Raw genomic sequence first — 21,265 nt, forward strand, 5'->3', positions numbered from 1 at the left:
TGTTATTTTCTTATTAAAGCCACTCGATAAGGGAATAGGGTGGCTTCCATGACTCCTTCTTTTACAGCAGGGTCATTTTCCATGAGTTCCCTAGCTTCTTCCTCAGAGTCTACTTCGAGAATGACAATTCCCATTCCCGATGAATTCATATTCAATGTTCTGCCTGCTAAAATTAGTTTTCCTTCTTGCAGCAAACCCTGCAATACCTCGAAATGATGCTGTACAATCCTTTCTTCTCTTTCTGTCCAATTGGCCTCATCTAATAATGAAGGAATAAGGTTAAGCTTATATAAAAATTGTAATTTTTCCCCGATTAAACCTCCTATGTTAATATGCTTTCGCACAAGTCGGAATCGAAAATATTTTACCTGCCATGGAACATGGAATTATACCACACGCTTACTGCTGTGGTATTTTTTTATTTAAAAAGTCAATATGGAAAGCAATATATTTGTTTATTGAAAGCAGGACTTTAATAAAATGCAGAATAATCTAAAAATTATAACAAGAAATGTTAATTACTTAACACTTTTCAAATGAGTCCTAACTTAAACTTTGAATTATTACTTCTATTAGTACAAGGAATGGAAAGAAAAAAGGAGCGATGGGATGTGAAGGACTTTGGACATATAGCCACACTTGTGTATGCCGGTTTGTTGAACGTTACAGTTGGATTGATGAACGCTCACTTACAAAGGCGTTGGCATTTATTACAGGTGGAAAAACTACACTGGATTTGAACGGCAATCGAATTTGGCCAACTGTTGGAGATGATGAAAATCTTGTCTTGGTGGAAGCAACTTGTTCGGCGGAAACTGTTGCAAGGAGATCTAAACGAGTAGCCATAATGTTTAACGGAAACATCATTTGAAGTTCAATCTGAATAGAGTTGGGAAATCTTCTCGCACGATTCTTCCCCTTCTCTGGGATCCAAAAGATTCCTAAACATAAAAGTGAAAATTGAAAGGAGTTTTTTAATGAGGAACAATGAAAATCTATCTATTCACGAAGAGCGAGGGTCATCAGCTATTCCGCAAAAGTCCATACGAACTCCACAAACGTTAACAGCTATTGTTGTAGTCTGCTGCTTTCTAACGATAATGGCTGAAGGGTATGATTTAGGTATTTACGGTGCGGTTATATCAAGCTTATTAGCGGATAAAGCTTGGACGCTGACACCTGTTCAAGCTGGTCTTATAGGCAGCTATGCTCTTATTGGCATGATGCTGGGAAACGTTCTCGTTGGAACGATTTCGGACATAATTGGCCGTAAATGGTCACTAATTACTTGTCTTGCTATTTTCTCAGTCACAATGGGTTTATGTGCAATAGCTACATCACCTGAAATGTTAGGTATTTTCCGTTTTGTGGGGGGAGTAGCTTTAGGAGGGGCCATGCCGATAGCTACAGCCATGACAATAGAATTCTCTTCACCACATCGTCGCTCTCTGATGAATGCTATAATGTTTTCTGGTTATCCCATTGGGGGTGTACTTGGAGTAATGCTGTCCATGTTTTTCTTGGATGACTATGGCTGGAGATTTTTGTTCTGGTTAGGACTTACCCCTATTATCATAGTGCCAATCCTTATTTGGAAGTTGCCGGAATCACTCAATTATCTAGTCGCCCGTAATCGTAGAACAGAGGCAGAAGCCATTTGTATGAGATATCAAATTGATTTATCAGCAGTACAGAAATCAGATGGTAGAACTGAAACAAAATCAAAGTGGAATGCTGTTTCTCTCATTTTTTCCAAACTTTATATAAGAACAACTGCATTTTTTTGGCTTACGTTTTTCATGGGTTTACTTTTAGTTTACGGGCTAAGTACATGGCTGCCTAAAATGATGGTTCAAGCAGGATACCCTCTAGGTTCTAGTCTGGCACTCTTATTAATGTTAAACTTTACATCAGCGATTGGAGCACTAGGAGCTGGTGCTGCTGCAGACCGCTGGGGTTCAAAACGAGTGATTAGCATTGCCTATTTTGCTGCGGCTGTAAGCATTGCTTTATTAAGCTTAAAACCTCCAGCACTCTTACTTTATCCACTAATTGGAATAGCAGGAATAGGGTCAACAGGAATCCTTATTATCTTAAGTGCTTACATTACAAAGTACTTTCCTACACACGCTCGGGGAACGGCTTTGGGCTGGGCATCCGGCATTGGAAGAATCGGTGCCTCCTGCGGACCAATTCTAGGGGGGCTTCTATTGTCTTGGGAGCTCGATATTAATGTGAATTTTTATATTTTTGCGCTTGCTGCCTTAATTGCTTCTATATCTATCTTATTGATACCCGTAGAAAAGGACAGATTGATATAAAGCGGATATACATCTCTTGTTCTATATGCCCTATGATAAAAGTTGTTTAAAATTATACCATTTGCTGAATTGGCAAATTATGAAGCCAGCTTTATACTATCATGTGTACTTCCTTCTAAGGTAAAGTGCACAAATAGGGTGACAGGAACCGTCCATGGAATCGATCAATTGGATAAATGGATAAGGGAAGAAAAAACCGAAGTACAAAAACATATCATTGATGGAATTGATAGATTAGAGAATGCTTCCTAAGCATTTTTATATTAATTCGAAGGACGCAGCTTCCGTAAGTAGTTGTAAAAGTATCTGACTAATAGTACACAAAAGCTCTTGCACTATTTTTGTAGCCTGTTTTTCAAAAACAGGCTCTTTCTATGCTTGTTATGATGAATTAGAACAAGCGTTAGAGAAACTTTTAAGCACACTATCGCATTATAAGGCTTTTGTCCGTGAAATCTCTGAAATCTCTGAAGTTTATGATGCTTATATATTTTTCAGTTTAAGATCAAATCTAGCACAATTGGGCTTTGAGTTACACCCCAAGGCTTTACAAGTATTAGCTCACTTAAATATTTGGTTTGAAGTCCATATTATTTCGTTTGGAGAAGTTGAAAATTAAGTAAACCTTATTTTCTTCTTCAACTAACAGATGCTAGAGTAAAATAAGTACGAGCCAGTTTCAACAGCCATTGATCTTCAACAAACGGGCGCAATTGTTGAATAATTAAATCCCAATTTCTCATTTATATCACTGAGAGATTGGGATTTTTAATACTTTAAATCCTTAACACTGTAAATCCGTGTTTTGCTGTAGGTACTCTGTTAATAGGTTTGTAAAGTTTTGAGCAGTTTTTGATAGATAATGATTTTTCAGCCATATTAAGCCCATAGATGCAGATAGCTCTGTATCATTAATTTTGGAAGCATGGATATTGTAGTTTTTGTATTGTTTAATGACGGTTTCCGGAACAATAGCTTCTCCAAAATTACAAGCGACTAAATCTAATAAAAGGGAGATGTCAGAGCACTCGGCAATAATGTTCGGATGTAGTTGAGCTTTCGAAAATGCTTCCAAAATCATATAATGAACTCCCAGTCCTTCTGTACTCGGTAAAATCAGAGAGTGGTTTTGAATGTCAGCAAGCATAATCTGATGATTAAAAGGTTGCTTTTTATTTGAAGTAATAAAGTAAAAAGGTTCTGTATGAAGATGGATAGCTGAAAAATCATCTAACTCGAGCGGTAATCGTATAATCGCCAGCTCTACAATCCGGTCTCTCACTAATTGACAAAGATGAGATGACTCATTTTGATGAATTTTATAGGTAACTTTAGGATATTTTTTGTTGAATTGGAGAAGTAACTCAGGTAATTCGACTACCGAAAAAGTATTGATACCTATCGTCAATGTTCCACTTACCCCGTTTCCGACTTCCTTTACTTCCATTCTGGCTTCTTCCATTAACTGAGTCATTTGTAGCGCATACTTATATAAGGATTTTCCTGCTTCCGTCACTTCTAAAAATTTCCCATTTCTCTCTACTAATTTTGTTCCCAATTCATCTTCCATTGTTTTTAGATGCTGGCTTAGTGGAGGCTGGGAGATATGAAGTCTTTCAGCGGCAGCAGAAATTTTTCTTTCTTCTATAATTGCTATAAAATATCGCAGTTGTCTAATATCCATCTGCGCAAAAACACCCTTCCTATATGAAAAACTTAAGTATAATTAATTTTTTTTATATTTTTCATATACTACATATCTAAGATATCATTATTTTAGATAAAAAGAAATTTCTCGAAAGGTGATAGAATGAAAGAACTTCGCTACAAATGGGAACCTTTTTTGAAGTATGGACAACGATTCGAAGCGGAAAGGAATCAGGTGATTTATCGTCAAGGTGAAGATGGAAGAGGATTTTATTATTTAAGCAACGGTGAAATAAAAATCACTTTACTTTCGGATAAAGGGAACGAACGGATTATAAATGTTGTTCCACCGGGAATGCTGTTTGGTGAACACGGTGTACAGCAAGAGCCCTATTTGACAAGTGCCTTCACAACCTGCCCCTCAGTTATATATTTCTTCTCTGACGAGGTAGTCGCGGCAATCTGTACAGAATACCCAGATGCGACTGCTATTTACACCGATTCTCTTATCTACAAATTTAGAACGTTAGCAGAAATTATCTCTCTAATGGATAGTCCAGTGGAACAACAAATGGCTCATTATTTAGTAAAACTCTTCGAAGAAAATGGAAGCGCTCCCGTGGACCAAACCTCCTTTGCCAGATATTTAGGTACTTCTCGTATTACGGTCAATAAAGTCATTCAGAAATGGAAGCAGGGAAATTACATTATGATTGAAAGCCGCCGGATTATTGTTAAAGACATTAAAACATTAAAAGCCATTGCAAATAGCTGAAACAGATCATGAACAGAAAATTCCTAATTAACCAGGTTTCTAAGGGAATCTGGTTTTTTAATATAATATTTTTTATTCTGAATCGTGATGATCCCTTCCTTTTCCCACTGCTTTAAAACCTTATAAACGGTAATTCTTGTCAGTCCTGTACTCATAGCAATGTCCTGTTGAATTATTGGAACCTCATAAATTTTAAATTCATAACAAATATTTTGCAAAAGTAAGGCGACTTTTTGTTCAGATGTAAACGTTTCCAGATTAATTCGATCTAAAAGAATTTTCATTTTATGAATAACTGATCGCGAAAATAGCTTAAATAATTCAGGATGCGCTTTAATAAGTTCTTTAAATTGTTCACATGAAAAATGGTAAACGACAGAGTCTTTAACAGCGATTGCGCTTGTAAAATGCTGTTTTTGATCCAAGCACTGTACCCCTAAAAGCTGGTTTGGAATAACAATGTTTAACATACGTTCCTTTCCTGTTGCATTCACACTAACAATTCTTACAAGGCCTTTATGAAGAAAATAAAACCCATCTCCACAAGTCCCTTGAGTATAAATGGCTTGCTTTCGCTTGAAAAATTCCCTCTTTCCAAACTTTAGATAGGTATCCCAATTAAAAACATCTTCATACACAGTAATCATACCATTACCTCCCGAAACTATTTTAGATGCTTTTGCAGTGATGAATGGCCATATCTCAAGATGGTTTATTTATTACTATTATCATAGTGTAAATGGTAAAGAAACTCTACTAATAGTTAGATAATTTTGAATCATTAAAACATTTATCGATAAAAACGTTAAATAGGCTACAGATACGCCAAAAATAAAGTATTACAATTCAGTTATAAATTTTCTCAAAACATTCTAGGGAGGGTAACAAATGGGAATTAGAACAGGTGCTCAATATATTGAAGCAGTTAAATCCCGAAAACCGGAGGTATGGTTGTCTGGCAGAAGAGTTAGCAACCTTTTTGAAGAGCCAGTTTTTAAACAGCCAATACTTGAGCTCGCAAAGCTATATGACATGCAGCATGATCCAAAATACCAGGATCAAATCACACATTTTTGTGAAGAGACTGGGGAAAGAGTTAATAACGCCTTCTTGGTTCCAAAAAACTATGAGGATTTAATGAAACGAAGGGCGGTTTTTGAAGTTTTTGCAAAAGCAACCTTTGGGCTGATGGGCAGGACTCCTGACTTTTTAAATGTCGTTTTGACATCAATGTACCATAATTCTTGGTTTTTTGAAAAATATAATAAAAATTGGGCTGAGAATATTCGTAATTATTATAAATACATTCGCGATAATGACTTGTTTTTAACACATGCCATTATCAATCCGCAAAATGACAGAAGTAAGTCATCACATGAGCAAAAGGATGTTTATACCCATTTAGGAGCGGTAAAGGAAACCCCGGATGGTTTAGTTGTAAGAGGCGCTAAAATGCTGGCAACCCTAGCTCCAATTACCGATGAAGTCATTATTTATTCATTCCCGGGTTTTAAACCTGGGGATGAAAGGTATGCACTGGCATTCGCGATTCCGATTGAAACACCAGGCTTGCGAATTATTTGCCGTGAGCAGATGCAGGATGGTACTCGTTCATTTTTTGATCATCCGCTGGCATCAAGATTTGAGGAAATGGATGCTTTATTGATTTTTGAAGATGTTGTTGTTCCTTGGGATCGAGTATTTTTATATAACAATGTGGATGCTGCGAATAAACTGTATCCAATGACTGGGGCAGGGCTGCAGCCGGCACACCAATCCGGTGTAAGGGGACTGGTAAAACTGCAATTCGCTACCGAAGTAGCTATGAAGGTAGCAGACTCGATCGGGGTAGACGGATATTTAAATGTCCAAAATGATTTGGCAGAATTAATTCAGTCTTTGGAATCAATCAGGGCCCTGCTGCGGGTGGCAGAAATAGAATACATTACTACAGAAAACGGTGAAGCGATACCGTCCTATACACCGCTTGAAACAATTAGAGGATTACTGCCAACCATGTATCCAAGAGCAATCGAAGTAATTCAGATCATAGGTGCAGGCGGCTTGTTGATGTCACCAACTGAGGCTGATTGTTATAGTGAGGAATTAATTGAAGCCATTGATAATTATTACGTTGGAAGAGAAGGCGTATCTTCTCTCGAACGAATTAGTATCTTTAAATTAGCATGGGATTTATGCGGCGAAGCGTTTGGTCAGAGATTGCTTCAATACGAAAGATATTATACTGGAGATCCTGTCCGGAAAAGAGGAATCTTTTACAATAATTATAAACGCCAACATGCACATGATATGGTGAATGAGGCATTGAAGGTATGTGTGGTAGATAAGGAAGTGTCAACGAATTAGATCCATCATGAAAGGAGTAAATAGAAAAAATTCGCAATATTCAGTAATTATTTAATGGGAGGAAGGAATGGAAATGGATAATTTGGAGTCTGTTTATTGGCTTAAGAATGTTCGGTTGGAGAGTGGTTATACATTTGAGAATGGCGAGGTAGTGGGAACAGAAACCGAATTGGTTCACTTGCTTATTGAAAATGGGAAAATCAGTGAGATTGCTTCTGCAAAAGAAGAACTACAGAGTGGCGGAATATCAACGAAAGATGCTGGGGAACTGCTCCTGTTGCCTTCTTTTGTCGAAAAGCATTGCCATTTGGATAAAACCCTATTAGGCGAACCTTTTCGTGGTGTTATACCGACCAAAAATTTGGCAGAGAGATTCGAGATTGAAAAAAGAGTCCTTCCCACCTTGCCGTCTACCACAAGGGAAAGGGCAGAGAATCTCCTTGAGACCCTGCTTAAGGCTGGCTCCACCCATGTTCGCACACATGTTGATATCTATCCTGAGGTTGGATTGAAAAATCTGGAAGAGGTACAGTTAGCATTGTCTTCCTTTGAAGGAAAGCTTAGCCATGAGATCGTTGCTTTTCCACAGCATGGTTTGCTCCGCACAGGATCCCAATCATTAATCCGGGAAGCACTGCGAAATGGTGCAGGCATAGTCGGTGGTGTAGATCCAGCAAATATTGATGGAGATATCGAAGCTTCCCTTCAGCAAATGATGGAGTTGGCAGTCGAGGCCGGGGCAGGAATTGATCTCCATTTGCATGATCCGGGTCATCTTGGAACATTTACGATGAAGCGATTGGCGGCTCTTACTGTGGAAGCCGGTTGGCAGGGAAAGGTTGCAATCAGTCATGCGTTTGGACTTGGCGGCGTTCCACAGAGGGAAACGGAGGAAATAGCTGCCATACTTGCCGATGCTGGGATTACCATCATCACAGCTGTCCATATAGGCCCCTGGACTCTTCCTCCCGTCTCCATTCTACAGGAAAAAGGAGTAACCGTAGCGGTGGGGGATGACAACATTTTTGATAGCTGGAGTCCTTTCGGGAACGGGGATATTTTGGAGCGTTTGTGCCGTTTAGCGGAAGTCAATCGCTGGAACAGTGAGTATTCTCTTTCACAGTCCATCCGTTATATCACTGATGGGAAGACGACATTAGATTCAACGGGCAAGAGAGTGTGGCCGCAGATTGGGGATGAGGCGAACGCGGTGTTTGTGGAAGCAAGAAGTTCTGCAGAGACGGTGGCGCGAAGAGCAAAACGTCGCGCGGTGATGTATAAAGGACAACTGGTTTCAGGTTCACTAGAATCATAGGGAGAGGGCAAGATTGACTTGATATTGGCACATGGTGTGGTCATTACTATGGATGCTGATAGAGGATTCTCCCGGATGACGACATTACTATTCACGATGAAGAATAATGATGGATCGTGACGAAGAGGATGCAAACGTGTAAACACTTGCCTGCTCAAAAAAAGATAATAGAGGGCTTAATTTGCCTAAAATCGTAAAGTCAATGAATTTCTGACTTCACAAGGGTCAGTCAAGAATTTTGTGTAAGCGCTTAAAAACGATCTATCAACTACGATGCCGCAGCTTGACATGGAGTCTCTGTGGGTATGATTACTCGCAATGGTCGATGCGGGGTAACCAAGCATCGAAAGGCTAGCAGTCTATCATGCCCGCCCCTCCTTTTAAAAGGCTTTATCCTTCAACTTATGTGTTATTTACATTGTGAATAAGAAGAATGGACTAAAAGGTTAAAATTTGGGCTTTAGAGATATTGATTATGAATACATATCTTGAGAAAAGTAGGCAGACGCTTATTTTTTTATAGTCAGAGGTCGCTATTGAAATTTTATTCATGACCTATGCAGTTCATCTCATTTGATGGGAACTACTGGTTATTCGCAAAAATATTCTCAAAGCCCCGAAAAAACCCTTGTCTTTTTAGATCCAACCCAATCAATGGTCGGCGGCACATATCTAATGAAATGATACCTAATGTGTGCCTATCAATTGGCAAGTTACACAAATTAGAGGAGGCTTCGTTAAATGAAGGTTAATCAGATCGGGATACTAATTACTATTATAGCGTTTGTGCTGGCCATGGCAGGGTGTAGCGATTCCAAAGTCAGCAACCAACAAATTGGTAGTGAGTCCAAAGGCGGCGGTGAGATAAGAGTAGCATTCAATGCTCAACCGCCTACGCTGGATCCGCACATAACCACAGCAGCAGCAACGATATATGCAGGCAGACATATTTTTGAGTCTCTCATGACATTAAATTCCAAATATCAACCGGTTCCTATGTTGGCTGAATCCGTGGAAAAGAGCGAAGATGGCAAAACGTATACATTTCATTTAAGAAAAGGAGTGAAATTTCATAACGGCAAAGAGATGACAGCGGAAGATGTAGTGGCTTCCATAAACCGATGGAAGGAGAAATCCGGAACGGCAAAAACTTTAGGTGAAGCATCATTCGTAGCCAAAGGTAACGATACCGTTCTGTTACAATTGGAGGCCCCCTCAGCGCTGGCCTTAACTGTCCTGGCAAGTCCGGTACAATCCGCGGTGATTATGCCTAAAGAAGTAATTGACTCGGCAAGTGAAACAGGTGTGTCGGAGTTTATCGGTACCGGACCTTTTCAATTTGTAGAGTGGAAAAAGGATCAATATATTCATCTGAATAAATACAAAGAGTATAAGGCAGTGGATGCGCCTGCTGACGGGTTGTCAGGTAAAAAAGAAGCTTTGGTCAACGATATATATTTTGATATAGTGACGAGTGCTTCTACACGGGAGGCTGGGATTCAAACCGGACAATACGATATCGCCTTGGCCCTGCCGCATGACAGTTATGAACGGTTAAAGGGAACCCCGAATGTGGAAGCCATTACCGAATTCTCCGCAGGTATTTATCTTAATTTTAATAAAAAACAAGGAATGTTCACTGATAATAAAATGAGAAAAGTGGTCAATGCTGCGCTGGATATGGATAAAATTTTATTGGCTGCTTTCACAAGTAAAGATCTCTACAAGCTCAATTATCAGTATATGCCTCAAGAAAACTGGGCTACGGTGGCAGGAAAGCAAGAGTATAACCAGAGGGATCTGGAAAAAGCAAAACGCTTGTTGCAAGAAGCCGGGTATAATGGCCAAGAGATCAGATTCCTGACAACTCAAGATTACCCTTATCAATATAATGCAGCAGTAGTAATTAAGGAGCAACTGGAACAGGTTGGAATGAAGGTGAAATTAGATGTTGTTGATTTTGCATCATTAGCAACAAAACGAGATGATCCAACGAAATGGGATATAACGGGTGTAGCTAATCTTGACAGAGCGACTCCCGGTGAGCTTTTACTTCTTCACCCCCAAAGTGCAGGATGGACAGAAGATCCCAAAATCGCCGCTTTGCTTCAAGCCGTCAATGAAGCCGGTTCTCAAGATGAAATGAACAAGTTATGGGCTGAATTGCATGGGTATATCTGGGACTACCTGCCAAGTGTTAAAATTGGCAACTTTGCTTTATTTGATGCTACTACAGATAAGGTACAAGGGTATAAAACTTTTGCCGGGCCGGTTCTTTGGAATACGAAAGTTTCAAAATAACCTATGCCGTACGTTTCCTTCTCCACCTGTTGTTCTTGGGAGTATGGGTGGAGAATTCACTAACAACGAGATATGCTTCATCGAACAGGAGGGATGGTTATTGAAAGTTTCCATGCTAAAACGCTTACTCTCTCATCCCTGTACTATTTGTTGTATCCATTATCGTATTTTGGATTATCCATTTAACACCCGGCGATCGAGCTTCTGTCATGCTGGGGGAAGAGGCAACTAAGCAGCAAATTGAAGAATTGCGCCAGAAGCTTGGACTCAATCTTCCCCTAACCAACAGTATTTTCATTGTATTGGCGGTGTCTTTCAAGGGAATTTGGGATTTTCCATCTTTATGAAGGAACCGGTAACGAACAGGAGTGGGGGGCCGGGGAGTTACAGCTTTGTTGAAGGGAGGAAAACCTGGAAAAACGGTTGCAATCCGGGCTGATTTTGTGGCGTTGCCAATTGAAAAAAGTACAGTAGTACTTTGAAATAGTAGGTCTGGGCTACGTGGAGCGGGACTACGAAAACTTCCCGTAGGACGAGCTTTTCGCACCGTCGCAAGTGGTAGAAAATGATAGGGGGAAACAATAATGACTTTTGCTTACTGGTTAACCAATGTTCGCTTGGAAAGCGGCTATCGCTACGAAAATGACAAAATTTTCGGTACGGAGACGGAAATGTGCCATCTTCTTATTGAAGAGGGGAAAATCAAACAAATTATCTCTGCGGATAAACCGTTGGAAAGCAACCTGCCGAAAGAGGATGCAAACAATCTTTTGCTGCTCCCGGCTTTCCGTGACATGCACATTCACATTGACAAAACGTATTACGGCGGACCATGGAAAGCGTGTACGCCATTTGAAAGTATCTTTACTCGTTTAAAGGAAGAAGAGGAGCTGCTCCCGCGGCTTTTGCCGACGGCACAGGAGCGTGCGGAAAAAATACTGGCGCTTCTGCAAGGGCACGGCGCTACTCACATCCGCACCCACTGTAACGTAGACCCTTTTATCGGGCTGAAAAATATGGAGGCAACCCTGCAGGCTTTTGAGAGCTACTCCGGAAAACTTTCCTATGAGATCGTCGCCTTCCCGCAGCATGGCCTGCTGCGCGGCAAGGTGGTAGAGTCGGTCCGCGAAGCGCTGCGTATGGGAGCCACTCACGTGGGCGGGGTTGATCCAGCTGGTATTGACAACAACATTGAGAAGTCTTTGAACACAATCATGGAGCTTGCCGTGGAGGCGGATGCGGACGTGGACATCCACCTTCACGATCCCGACCACCTAGGTGTGTTTACTTTGAGACGGCTGGCTGCTCTGACCGAAGAGGCAGGTTGGCAGGGACGCGTGACGATCAGCCACGCACTCGGTCTGGCGGATGTGCCTGTGGAAGTGCAAAGTGACGTAGCGGAGATGATGGCTCGTCAGGGAATCTCCATCACCTCCACGGTGCCAGTCGCAACTACGACCATTCCCATCCCGCTGCTCCATGAAAAAGGCGTCTCCGTTTCTCTTGGATACGATTGTATCACTGACCACTGGTCTCCGTTTGGGCAGGGCGACCCGCTGGAAAAAGCGGGCAGGCTGGCGGAGGTTTTTCGCTGGAGCGACGAGCGCTCGCTGGGGGAGGCGCTGAGCTTCATCACCGGCGGCAAGACACCGCTGACCAAGGAAGGCAAACGCGTCTGGCCGACGGTCGGTGACGAAGCAAGTGCGGTACTGGTTAACGCCAGTTGCTCGGCGGAAGCAGTAGCGAGAAGAACAAAACGGCAAGCTGTCATTTATAAAGGAAAAGTGGTCAGCGGCTCTCTTGGAAAGGCTGGGGTCAAATGATGGCAGCCTGTTGGTTGTCCAATGTTCGCTTGAGAGCGGGTATGTTCGACCATTGTTGATTATAAAATCGATGCTACAGGAGTGGATTGATCATGGAACAAAAGAATTGATGCAAAAAACGATCGACCTAGTTTATGATAACGACCTGCACAAACATGGGTATCGCAGGTTTGCTTCAAGCCGTCACTACAGCCGGTTCCCAAGAAGAAATGAAAAAGTCATGGGATGAATTGCATGGGTATATCTGGGAATACCTGCCTGGAGTAAAAATTGGCGACTTTGCTTTTTTTGATGCTACTACAGATTAGGTACTAGGGTATAAAACTTTTGACGGGATGATTCTTTGGAATAAGAAAGTTTTAAAATAACCTATGCCGTACGTTTCCTTCTCCACCTGTTGTTCTTGGGAGCATGGGTGGAGAATTCACTAACATCCAATATGCTTAATCGAACAGGAGGGATTGTTTTTGAAAGTTTACATGCTAAAACGCTTACTCTCTCTCATCCCTGTACTATTTGTTGTATCCATTGTCGTATTTTTGATTATCCATTTAACACCCGGCGATCCAGCTTCTGTCATGCTGGGGGAAGAGGCAACTAAGCAACAAATTGAAGAATTGCGCCAGAAGCTTGGACTCAATCTTCCCCTATACCAACAGTATTTTCATTGGATCGGCGGTGTCTTTCAAGGGAATTTAGGATTTTCCTTCTTTATGAAGGAATCGGTAACGAAAGCGATTTTTGATCACTTGGGGCCAACCATTTCGCTATCCATTTTAGCAGAGATTCTGGCGATCGGGATTGGTGTTCCCATGGGGATCCTAGCTGCAAGACGAAGAGGTTCTGTGGCGGATCAGTCGTTTATGGGACTCTCGTTATTGGGGATTTCCATCCCGAGTTTCTTGCTTAGTTTATTCTTAATGTTACTATTCGCGGTTTCATTGAAATGGTTGCCGGTAGCCGGTTACCAACCGTTAAGCAATGGACTGTGGAATCATTTGCAATATTTGATTATGCCTGCAATCGCATTAGGAACGATGAAGGCTGCATTAATTGCCCGTATGACCAGATCCTCGATGCTAGAGGTCCTGAATTCCACGTTTATAAAAACGGCCCGTTCCAAAGGTGTGAAGGAACGCCATGTCGTTTATAAACATGCGTTGCGAAACGCTTTTCTTCCAATCCTGACCGTGATCGGTCAAACGTTTGCCGGTTTGATTGCGGGCTCTGCCGTGATTGAAACGATTTTTAATATACCGGGAATCGGTCAACTGATTATCAATTCCGTTTTACGCCGCGACTATTCCGTGATTCAAGGAGCGGTGTTATTCGTTACGATATCTTACGTGTTTATTAACTTGGCAATTGATTTGTTATACGGAGTTATCGATCCACGAGTAAGATTAAATCGTAAGTAGAAGGGAGATGGGTTATGGGAGCGATCCAAAGAAGCTTCGAAGGAAATGTAGAGCTTTCCAGAATAAAGAGCGACCTAAAAAAACAACAGCGGAATCTGTTGATCCGCCGGTTTTTCGCCAATAAATCAGTATTGATTGGAAGTATCATTTCGATTTTTCTTGCTTGTGTTGTTTTGCTTGCTCCTTTCATTGCGCCAGAAGGTCCTTATGCGATGGAAGTAGCCAACCGTCTGCAAGGTCCGAGTTCGGCACATCTACTGGGAACAGATAATTTCGGTCGAGACGTGTTGGGCAGAATCGCTTATGGAGCACAGATATCGATGGGTGTTGGCTCTTCCGTTGCCATTATTTCCTCTCTTTTGGGGATGATGATTGGATTATATGCAAGTTATTTCCGATCGTTAGACAGTGTGCTGATGAGAATCTGTGATGGATTAATGGCGATTCCCGGCATCTTGCTAGCAATTGCCCTGATGGCAGCTTTCGGGGCTAAGACGGAAAATGTCGTGCTTGCCCTATGTATCGTTTTCACCCCCCATATCGCTCGTGCTGTTCGCTCAGCCGCTTTAGTGGTGAGAGAACAGACTTATATTGAAGCGATGAAGGCATTGGGAGCCCCATCTTGGCGAATCATCTGGCTGCATATCGCACCGAATACGTTATCTCCGTTAATCGTTCAAGCCACTTTTATTTTTGCCGATGCCATTATTATCGAAGCGGCTCTCAGCTTTTTAGGAGCTGGGGTTCCGGCGCCGGCACCCAGTTGGGGCAATATTCTCTCCGATGGGAAAATGGTCATCTTTCAGGCTTGGTGGATGACGGTGTTTCCGGGTATTACGATTATTTTATCTGTACTGGGATTAAATCTGTTTGGAGACGGATTGCGCGACTTATTGGATCCTCACACGAATCAAGCAAAAAAATAATGGGGAACGAATGGAGATCAACCTGTTGAAGGAATGATCAAGGGGGGGTTTTATGGCAAAACAGCATCTTTTGGAAGTCAAAGAACTCAAGACTCATTTTTATACGGAAAGAGGACAAGTAACCGCAGTAGACGGGATTACCTTGCAAGTTGAGGAGGGAGAGATATTAGGTCTGGTAGGGGAATCCGGATGCGGGAAAAGTGTCACGTCCCAGTCCATTCTACGGTTGTTTGACGAAAAACAAACGGTCAAATACGAAGGGGAAATCAACTTTAAAGGAAAAAATCTGTTGCGAATTTCCATCTCGGACATGCAAAACATCAGAGGCAACGACATCTCGATGATTTTTCAAGATCCATTGAGTTCGCTCAATCCGGTGTACACGATTGGTTATCAAATTGCGGAATCTATCATACTTCATCAGAAGGTATCGAAAAAGGAAGCGTACGACAAGGCTGTTGAGATGCTAAGGCTGACAGGTATACCGGCACCTGAAAAGAGAGTGAATGAATATCCTCACGAGTTGTCCGGCGGAATGAGGCAACGTGTGATGATCGCGATGGCACTCGCTTGTCAACCGAAATTGTTAATAGCGGACGAACCTACTACCGCATTGGATGTCACCATCCAATCCCAGATCTTGGATTTAATGATGGAGTTAAACAAAAAACTGGATATGGGGATCATTTTAATCACTCATGACTTAGGCGTGGTAGCTGAAATTTGCAGCCGTGTGGTGGTCATGTATCTGGGACAAATCGTCGAGGAATCGGATGTGAAAAGTCTTTTCGCTCATCCTCTTCATCCGTATACCCAAGGGTTAATGAAGTCTGTTCCGCAATTGGATGGTGACCGCTCACAAAAACTGCATGTTATCGAGGGGATGGTTCCTTCCTTGTACAACATTCCCAAGGGCTGCCGATTTGCCTCCCGATGCCCTTATGCAGACGAGCTCTGCAGAGAAAAAATGCCTGAATTGACCCAACTTCAAAACAATCAAAAAGTCAGGTGTTGGCATTATTCAAAAATCGCCCAAAGGGAGGATCGGTACGATGTTAACAAAATCGGCTGAACAAATCGACCCGATGCTCGTGGTCAAAGGGTTAAAAAAATACTTTCCTGTAAAAGGACCATTAGGTCAGTCTAAAGGGGAAGTCAAGGCAGTAAATAACGTATCCTTTCAATTGTATAAAGGGGAAACCTTCGGATTGGTTGGTGAATCCGGTTGCGGAAAAAGCACCATGGGACGAACGATATTAAGATTGACGGAGCCCACAAATGGGGAAGCGATCTATCAAAACAAAAATATCTTTCAATTATCCGGTATGGAACTGCGAAATATCAGGCAAGAGCTGCAAATGGTGTTTCAGGATCCCTATTCTTCCTTAAATCCGAGAAAAAGAATTGGTACGATCCTGGAAGAACCTTTGGCTATCCACCAAATCGGCGCGAGACAAGAACGAACGGAACGGGTGATGGAGATCCTTCATAAAGTTGGACTGCAGTCGGATCATTATTATCGGTATCCACATGAATTTTCCGGGGGACAAAGACAACGAATAGGACTGGCAAGAGCACTGGTGGTTAACCCGAAGTTGGTGATCTGCGATGAACCTGTATCTGCTCTTGACGTATCCATCCAGTCGCAAATTATTAATTTATTTCAGCAATTGCAGGACGACTTGAAGCTGACATATCTGTTTGTTGCCCATGACCTAAGCGTTGTGCGCCATATTTCCGACCGAATTGGTGTCATGTATTTGGGGCAAATGGTGGAACAAGCACCGACCGACAGTTTGTTTTCCTCACCGCTTCATCCGTATACCCAAGCATTGTTATCGGCGGTTCCCTTTCCCAATCCAACCGTGAAAAAGGAACGAATTATTCTAAAAGGAGAAATTCCTTCACCGTTAAATCCGCCTTCAGGGTGTATTTTTCATACCAGATGTCCGTTTGTAATGGATATCTGTAAAAAGGAAATTCCCTTAGAGAAAGAAATGTCCCGAAATCATTTTGTTTCTTGCCATTTACATTAAAATAATAATATAGATGATGGTGGATAATCGCAGGAAATCCCCGAAGCGGCTAGTGAAGGAAGCGATGCGAGATCTTGCGTTTCACGGCGGAGAACGAGACGTGGGTGCGACTTTGATGGCCGTGAAAATAGGGCCCTGTAATCGTACCGGGATGAGCAGTTTGGGTTTGTGGCGCTCGCTCATTTTCTCCCGCCCCAGTATAACGCCAGTCCCCACAATCACGGGCCGTATTGGGTTGTGTATGTCGTCTATCGAGGGAAAATCGAAATTGCCACGCATCGGTGCCTTGACGACCGGGTGAGCAATTGGAGACGCAGGATGTGAAGCATCTGATACCGAGTGGTCGCTTTTTCGACATTTGTCAGACTAGAAGGGGTTCAGCCGAGATATATTCGTTATCTTAACTACTCACAAAAAAGTACCGTTTTAATGCAGCTTACACGTCGAGAACATGTCCTTAACGTTTAGACAGGAATATGCCACAATAACGAAAATCCTTGCTGTTGTATCAGTCAGTGGTCAGCTTTGTGGTCATTAAAAACAGTGTATAGATATATCGTTCATAACGTACCTCTAAGCAATCGAAACAACTCTTTGAATACGTTAAGGACGGTCAATTTTCATAGTGTAGTTAACGTGTAAAAACGGGTCATAACCTGGATATAAATCCTAGTTATGGCTCGTTTTTATTGTGTAGCAGAATCGTCTTTTCAACTATCGATTTCCGATAGTTAACAAAAAAACCTTAACAATAGGTTTAAAGATTTTATTTCGTAACTTTTTTATTATTCTAATATTTCGACATTTTGTTGCGAGAGTGTACAACTTTTTCTATATGGCCTAGTCACAGGGTTGCTGCTCTAGTCCGCCAGAAAATTCACATAAAATGGAAATTTACACGCTAGCTTAACTTGGCAGTCCTACTGTACTTTGTCTATAAACCTATATTAACACCAAAAACTGTGTTAATGATTAAAAATGGAACCTTGTTTTTGGGAATGAACTTTGGAACTACGAATTAATGCAAAAAGGTAGTTTTCAGATAAAGTAATCACCAGCCCCATAAACGGACGTTTATGGGGCGACTTTTATTGAACGCCAGAAAAGCTGAAGAAATCTCTTTTATTTTTGTTCCACAATCGGGCCATTATCTTGAATAGGAGAAGGAATGATTAGAAAGTGAATCGCAGTTCTAAGTAATTCAATTAGCGGATAGTTAGCTGAAGAAGGATTTTATTTTAATAATCAAGAATTAAAAGATAAATACTTATGACTGCTTACATACGTAATAGTAATTCTTTTTACTGATAGAAAAGAAGTGGAGGAAGAAGGATGAGAGAAATTGAAGGGCAGGAAGATGAACAGATTGGTTTGGTATTTATTCAAGGTGCAGGCTTAGAAAGCCGTATTTGGGAACCGGTTGTATCAGAAATGAAAAGTCCCTTTTTACTAGTTAATTTTCCTGAACGAGAAGGAGAGAACGGATTACGGCAAAGTTTGACTCTACAAGAATACAATGCATATATAAAGCGACAAATTGAAGCTTGGAAAGTCAGAAAATATGTTATTGTAGCACATTCGTTGGGTGGTGTCCTTGCTCTAAAAATTGCTAATGATCTGTCGGAGCGTCTGGTTGGCTTTATTGCAATCGGGGCGACTATTCCTAAAAATGGGGGATCATTCCTCTCAACTTTTCCATTTGCAAAACGTTTATTGATGAATGTACTTTTACGTATATTTGGTACGCGACCACCTGAGTCAGCTATTCGTAAGGGACTTTGTAATGATCTTTCACCTGAGCTGGCGAACGAAATAGTACGTGGTTTTGTACCGGAGTCTATTCACATTTATACAGATCGAACAAAAGCAATCGTTCCAACAAATGTACCCAAGCTTTATATAAAGTTAGCAAAAGATCAAGAAATGAGTCTGTCCCAACAGGATAAAATGATCTCCAATCTTGCTCCACAGAAAATCGAAATGCTTGAAACAGGCCATTTGCCTATGCTCATTAAACCCAACGAATTGAGGAATTCACTAAATGCATTTCTTGCTCAATGGGAACTCCGTTAAAGGGCGCTTTTCCTTAGTAAGGATTGCAGTCTTTTTGCATCCTAAGTATTCATTGCAAAAACCAGCTAATATGACAAAAAATTAGCTGGTTTCCGATTCAAAAATAATCTGTATCAGTCTGTATCAATATTGATTCCTACACTTTGTTTCAAGGCACGGATCCGCTCACGGACTTGTTCAGGAAGCAATGATCCAGCAGAATCCACGAGGCTGAAGCGCTACTATAATAAATAGAAGAATAAAATCAGATTTTACAAAAACATAAACTTTAATCTATTAAAAACGCTTGGCATACGTATGCCAAGCGTTTTTTTATATGGGAAATATGGAACCTATATAACACTAGAGTGTTATATGGATAACAAGGGAAGCCAACCACCTATATGAAGGTCGTTGGCTTTTTTCTATTATACATGTATGGGGGCGTTCTTAAATAAAGATCCTCTACACAGACTGTTTTGGACGATAAAACTCTTTAGGGATAGGGCCGAAAGTTCTACGGTGATACAACATTGGATCTTTCTCTTTATTGATCTGAAGGTCTGTCACTTCTCCAATGAATACTGTATGATCCCCTGCTTCAATGGCTTTAAATGTTTTACATTCAAATACCCCAAGAACACCATCAATAATAGGTAATCCATTGCTCGAAAGTTTCCAATCGCATGTACTAAAACGGTCAGGGTGTTTAGTTGCAAAAGTTTTACAAAGTTCTACCTGTTCTTCTGCCAATACATGAATAGCAAATTTCCCACTTTCTTTAAATTCCTCAAGTAAGGAAGATCTGTGATCTATAGACCATAAAACCAATAGTGGATCAAGTGAAACAGAAGCAAATGAATTTACTGTCAGCCCCACTGGTGTTCCATCTTCTTTTTTGGTTGTTACGATTGTTACTCCTGTCGGGTAGTTTCCCATAATTTGTTTGAATAAATCTTGGTTCGTTTCTTTTTGCATGTATTCATTCTCCTTTTCTTTTAAAATGGATCGTATGTTTACTATCATAAACAGAATATTTGAAAATTTAAGCCTCCACGTCCAACATTATGAAATTTCATGAAATTTTTTTGATAAGGAAAAAGAAATGTAAGTTTCTACTATATTAATATTTGTAATGAGAGATATTCTATTTTATAATTATTATGCGCCTTTTTTGAATTTTCAGAAATGTTGATTCCCTCTTATTTATTTAAGAAGGTTTGAATTAAGGAGAGTGAGTTAATATTGATTAATTCAGTAAGTAGAGCATGTCAAATTTTAAGTTGTTTTACGCAGGATGAACCTGTGTTAGGAAATGCAGAGATTGCAGAAAAGCTGGGTTTAAGCACAAGTACCACACATCACCTTATTACAACCCTTTGCAAAGAGGGGGTTTTAATGAGAGATATAGACAAAAAGTATAGACTAGGCTGGAAGATACTTGAATGGAATAATCATGTGATGTTTCAGCAAGATTTTTATGATAAAGCGATGCCATTAGTAAAGGAATTAATAGTGAGATTTAAAGGGACAGCGCATATTTCCATGTTTGATGAGGGAGATGTAGTCCATGTGTTAAGAATCAATTCCGAAGATTTAGACTCTGTTCCAACGTATCTCGGGGCAAGAAGGCCTGCCTATTGTACAAGTGCAGGGAAAGCATTACTTGCTTACAATAACGCTTATCTTCAAAAAACAATCGAAAAAGGATTAACAAGACAAGGGCCGAATACCATTACCGATGTTAAGCTGCTTGAGAGGGATTTGAAGTCTGTTCGCGAACAAGGTTACGCCATAAGCGATAATGAAAATGATACACGTACGTATGCCATCGCCGCTCCAATTTTCTCTTATTCAGGGGAAACGATTGCTTCCGTTAATTTAGTTGGCCCCATAAGCTATATGAAGGGGCTTAATCGTGACCACATTATTCGAAGTGTTGTGAATACTGCTAAAGCCATTTCCCGAGAGCTAGGCTATATTGAGTTAAAAAGTGCCAATAAGAAATATGCCAAAAGATAATTCTATTTAAGTTTGGATTTTTAAAAATTACCTAAATTTTCATAAATATTTCACTATTTTAAATCCTGTGATCGAAGTAAATTGTTTTTTTAAGTATTGTGATAAACAAATAGTAAAGATTGGAGGATTGAAGGACTTAAAGATTAACAGGTTTGTAAACGTTAATATTTATTTTTAGGTCTTATGAATGCGCTTTCTGTCCGTTTCGTGACAAAGGAAACAGATCCAACTGTCTAAGGAAATTTTAAAACGCAAATACTTC

At 40.8% G+C, this 21,265-nt stretch carries 19 protein-coding genes and 1 pseudogene; 16 read left to right on the plus strand and 4 right to left on the minus strand.

What is annotated here, in order from left to right:
* Window positions 1–2 precede the first annotated feature (2 nt).
* Entirely contained in the window at window positions 3–344 is a 342-nt protein-coding gene (locus tag TR08_RS00950) for a YciI family protein (RefSeq protein WP_238579048.1), read from the minus strand.
* Between the two features lie 260 nt (window positions 345–604).
* Between TR08_RS00950 and TR08_RS00955 the strand changes: the two genes are divergently transcribed.
* Window positions 605–871: a hypothetical protein gene (locus TR08_RS00955; protein ID WP_045515011.1), complete on the plus strand. Its 267-nt coding sequence runs from the start codon at window positions 605–607 to the stop codon at window positions 869–871.
* Between the two features lie 106 nt (window positions 872–977).
* The gene (locus tag TR08_RS00960) at window positions 978–2,321 is read left to right on the plus strand and encodes an MFS transporter (RefSeq protein ID WP_045515012.1); all 1,344 of its coding nucleotides are present in this window, start codon (window positions 978–980) and stop codon (window positions 2,319–2,321) included.
* 784 nt (window positions 2,322–3,105) lie between these two features.
* On the opposite strand, the gene TR08_RS00965 is transcribed toward TR08_RS00960, so the two are convergent.
* Window positions 3,106–4,005, minus strand: coding sequence for a LysR family transcriptional regulator (locus TR08_RS00965; protein ID WP_045515013.1), 900 nt, complete (start codon window positions 4,003–4,005; stop codon window positions 3,106–3,108).
* Between the two features lie 126 nt (window positions 4,006–4,131).
* Here TR08_RS00965 and TR08_RS00970 point away from each other — a divergent pair, with 126 nt between their 5' ends.
* Window positions 4,132–4,743, plus strand: a complete 612-nt coding sequence (locus TR08_RS00970; protein ID WP_045515014.1) for a Crp/Fnr family transcriptional regulator — start codon at window positions 4,132–4,134, stop codon at window positions 4,741–4,743.
* Window positions 4,744–4,766: 23 nt separating this feature from the next.
* On the opposite strand, the gene TR08_RS00975 is transcribed toward TR08_RS00970, so the two are convergent.
* Window positions 4,767–5,390: a Crp/Fnr family transcriptional regulator gene (locus tag TR08_RS00975; protein WP_045515015.1), complete on the minus strand. Its 624-nt coding sequence runs from the start codon at window positions 5,388–5,390 to the stop codon at window positions 4,767–4,769.
* 241 nt (window positions 5,391–5,631) lie between these two features.
* Here TR08_RS00975 and TR08_RS00980 point away from each other — a divergent pair, with 241 nt between their 5' ends.
* The 12 genes and pseudogenes from TR08_RS00980 (at window position 5,632) to TR08_RS01020 (ending at window position 19,002) form a co-directional block, all read left to right on the plus strand.
* Entirely contained in the window at window positions 5,632–7,110 is a 1,479-nt protein-coding gene (locus tag TR08_RS00980) for a 4-hydroxyphenylacetate 3-hydroxylase family protein (protein WP_045515016.1), read from the plus strand.
* 82 nt (window positions 7,111–7,192) lie between these two features.
* Entirely contained in the window at window positions 7,193–8,425 is a 1,233-nt protein-coding gene (locus TR08_RS00985) for an amidohydrolase (protein ID WP_152597314.1), read from the plus strand.
* Window positions 8,426–9,166: 741 nt separating this feature from the next.
* A complete protein-coding gene (locus tag TR08_RS00990) occupies window positions 9,167–10,726 on the plus strand; it encodes an ABC transporter substrate-binding protein (protein WP_045515017.1) in 1,560 nt (519 codons plus the stop codon).
* Window positions 10,727–10,902: 176 nt separating this feature from the next.
* On the plus strand, window positions 10,903–11,073 hold the full coding sequence (locus tag TR08_RS33000) for a hypothetical protein (RefSeq protein ID WP_238579051.1): 171 nt from the start codon (window positions 10,903–10,905) through the stop codon (window positions 11,071–11,073).
* A 12-nt stretch (window positions 11,074–11,085) separates the two neighbouring features.
* Window positions 11,086–11,202: pseudogene (locus TR08_RS33805) on the plus strand (amidohydrolase); the annotation flags it as partial.
* 108 nt (window positions 11,203–11,310) lie between these two features.
* Window positions 11,311–12,549: an amidohydrolase family protein gene (locus TR08_RS00995; RefSeq protein WP_045515018.1), complete on the plus strand. Its 1,239-nt coding sequence runs from the start codon at window positions 11,311–11,313 to the stop codon at window positions 12,547–12,549.
* Window positions 12,550–12,683: 134 nt separating this feature from the next.
* Window positions 12,684–12,857 (plus strand): hypothetical protein, encoded by a 174-nt coding sequence (locus TR08_RS33005; RefSeq protein ID WP_238579049.1) that lies wholly within the window; start codon window positions 12,684–12,686, stop codon window positions 12,855–12,857.
* 159 nt (window positions 12,858–13,016) lie between these two features.
* A complete protein-coding gene (locus TR08_RS01000) occupies window positions 13,017–13,967 on the plus strand; it encodes an ABC transporter permease (protein ID WP_045515020.1) in 951 nt (316 codons plus the stop codon).
* A 14-nt stretch (window positions 13,968–13,981) separates the two neighbouring features.
* Entirely contained in the window at window positions 13,982–14,893 is a 912-nt protein-coding gene (locus tag TR08_RS01005) for an ABC transporter permease (RefSeq protein ID WP_045515022.1), read from the plus strand.
* A 52-nt stretch (window positions 14,894–14,945) separates the two neighbouring features.
* Entirely contained in the window at window positions 14,946–15,965 is a 1,020-nt protein-coding gene (locus TR08_RS01010) for an ABC transporter ATP-binding protein (protein ID WP_045515024.1), read from the plus strand.
* Entirely contained in the window at window positions 15,946–16,929 is a 984-nt protein-coding gene (locus TR08_RS01015) for an ABC transporter ATP-binding protein (protein WP_045515026.1), read from the plus strand. Before TR08_RS01010 ends, TR08_RS01015 begins: the two co-directional genes overlap by 20 nt.
* A gap of 1,332 nt (window positions 16,930–18,261) precedes the next feature.
* Window positions 18,262–19,002, plus strand: a complete 741-nt coding sequence (locus tag TR08_RS01020; RefSeq protein WP_238579050.1) for an alpha/beta fold hydrolase — start codon at window positions 18,262–18,264, stop codon at window positions 19,000–19,002.
* A 444-nt stretch (window positions 19,003–19,446) separates the two neighbouring features.
* On the opposite strand, the gene TR08_RS01025 is transcribed toward TR08_RS01020, so the two are convergent.
* On the minus strand, window positions 19,447–19,959 hold the full coding sequence (locus TR08_RS01025; protein ID WP_045515029.1) for a flavin reductase family protein: 513 nt from the start codon (window positions 19,957–19,959) through the stop codon (window positions 19,447–19,449).
* Window positions 19,960–20,226: 267 nt separating this feature from the next.
* Between TR08_RS01025 and TR08_RS01030 the strand changes: the two genes are divergently transcribed.
* Window positions 20,227–21,003 (plus strand): IclR family transcriptional regulator, encoded by a 777-nt coding sequence (locus tag TR08_RS01030; protein ID WP_045515033.1) that lies wholly within the window; start codon window positions 20,227–20,229, stop codon window positions 21,001–21,003.
* Window positions 21,004–21,265: the final 262 nt, after the last annotated feature.

Origin of the sequence: Neobacillus niacini (assembly GCF_000759675.1) — a bacterium.
GTDB lineage: Bacteria > Bacillota > Bacilli > Bacillales > Cytobacillaceae > Neobacillus > Neobacillus niacini_A.

Bases quoted from the DNA above. Each gene is read 5' to 3' on its own strand.
- TR08_RS01020 (WP_238579050.1), top strand. From the start codon at position 18,262: ATGAGAGAAATTGAAGGGCAGGAAGATGAACAGATTGGTTTGGTATTT.
- TR08_RS00990 (WP_045515017.1), top strand. From the start codon at position 9,167: ATGAAGGTTAATCAGATCGGGATACTAATTACTATTATAGCGTTTGTG.
- TR08_RS01015 (WP_045515026.1), top strand. From the start codon at position 15,946: ATGTTAACAAAATCGGCTGAACAAATCGACCCGATGCTCGTGGTCAAA.
- TR08_RS00980 (WP_045515016.1), top strand. From the start codon at position 5,632: ATGGGAATTAGAACAGGTGCTCAATATATTGAAGCAGTTAAATCCCGA.
- TR08_RS00995 (WP_045515018.1), top strand. From the start codon at position 11,311: ATGACTTTTGCTTACTGGTTAACCAATGTTCGCTTGGAAAGCGGCTAT.
- TR08_RS00965 (WP_045515013.1), bottom strand. From the start codon at position 4,005: ATGGATATTAGACAACTGCGATATTTTATAGCAATTATAGAAGAAAGA.
- TR08_RS01005 (WP_045515022.1), top strand. From the start codon at position 13,982: ATGGGAGCGATCCAAAGAAGCTTCGAAGGAAATGTAGAGCTTTCCAGA.
- TR08_RS01025 (WP_045515029.1), bottom strand. From the start codon at position 19,959: ATGCAAAAAGAAACGAACCAAGATTTATTCAAACAAATTATGGGAAAC.
- TR08_RS00955 (WP_045515011.1), top strand. From the start codon at position 605: ATGGGATGTGAAGGACTTTGGACATATAGCCACACTTGTGTATGCCGG.
- TR08_RS01010 (WP_045515024.1), top strand. From the start codon at position 14,946: ATGGCAAAACAGCATCTTTTGGAAGTCAAAGAACTCAAGACTCATTTT.
- TR08_RS33005 (WP_238579049.1), top strand. From the start codon at position 12,684: ATGATAACGACCTGCACAAACATGGGTATCGCAGGTTTGCTTCAAGCC.
- TR08_RS00970 (WP_045515014.1), top strand. From the start codon at position 4,132: ATGAAAGAACTTCGCTACAAATGGGAACCTTTTTTGAAGTATGGACAA.
- TR08_RS00975 (WP_045515015.1), bottom strand. From the start codon at position 5,390: ATGATTACTGTGTATGAAGATGTTTTTAATTGGGATACCTATCTAAAG.
- TR08_RS00960 (WP_045515012.1), top strand. From the start codon at position 978: ATGAGGAACAATGAAAATCTATCTATTCACGAAGAGCGAGGGTCATCA.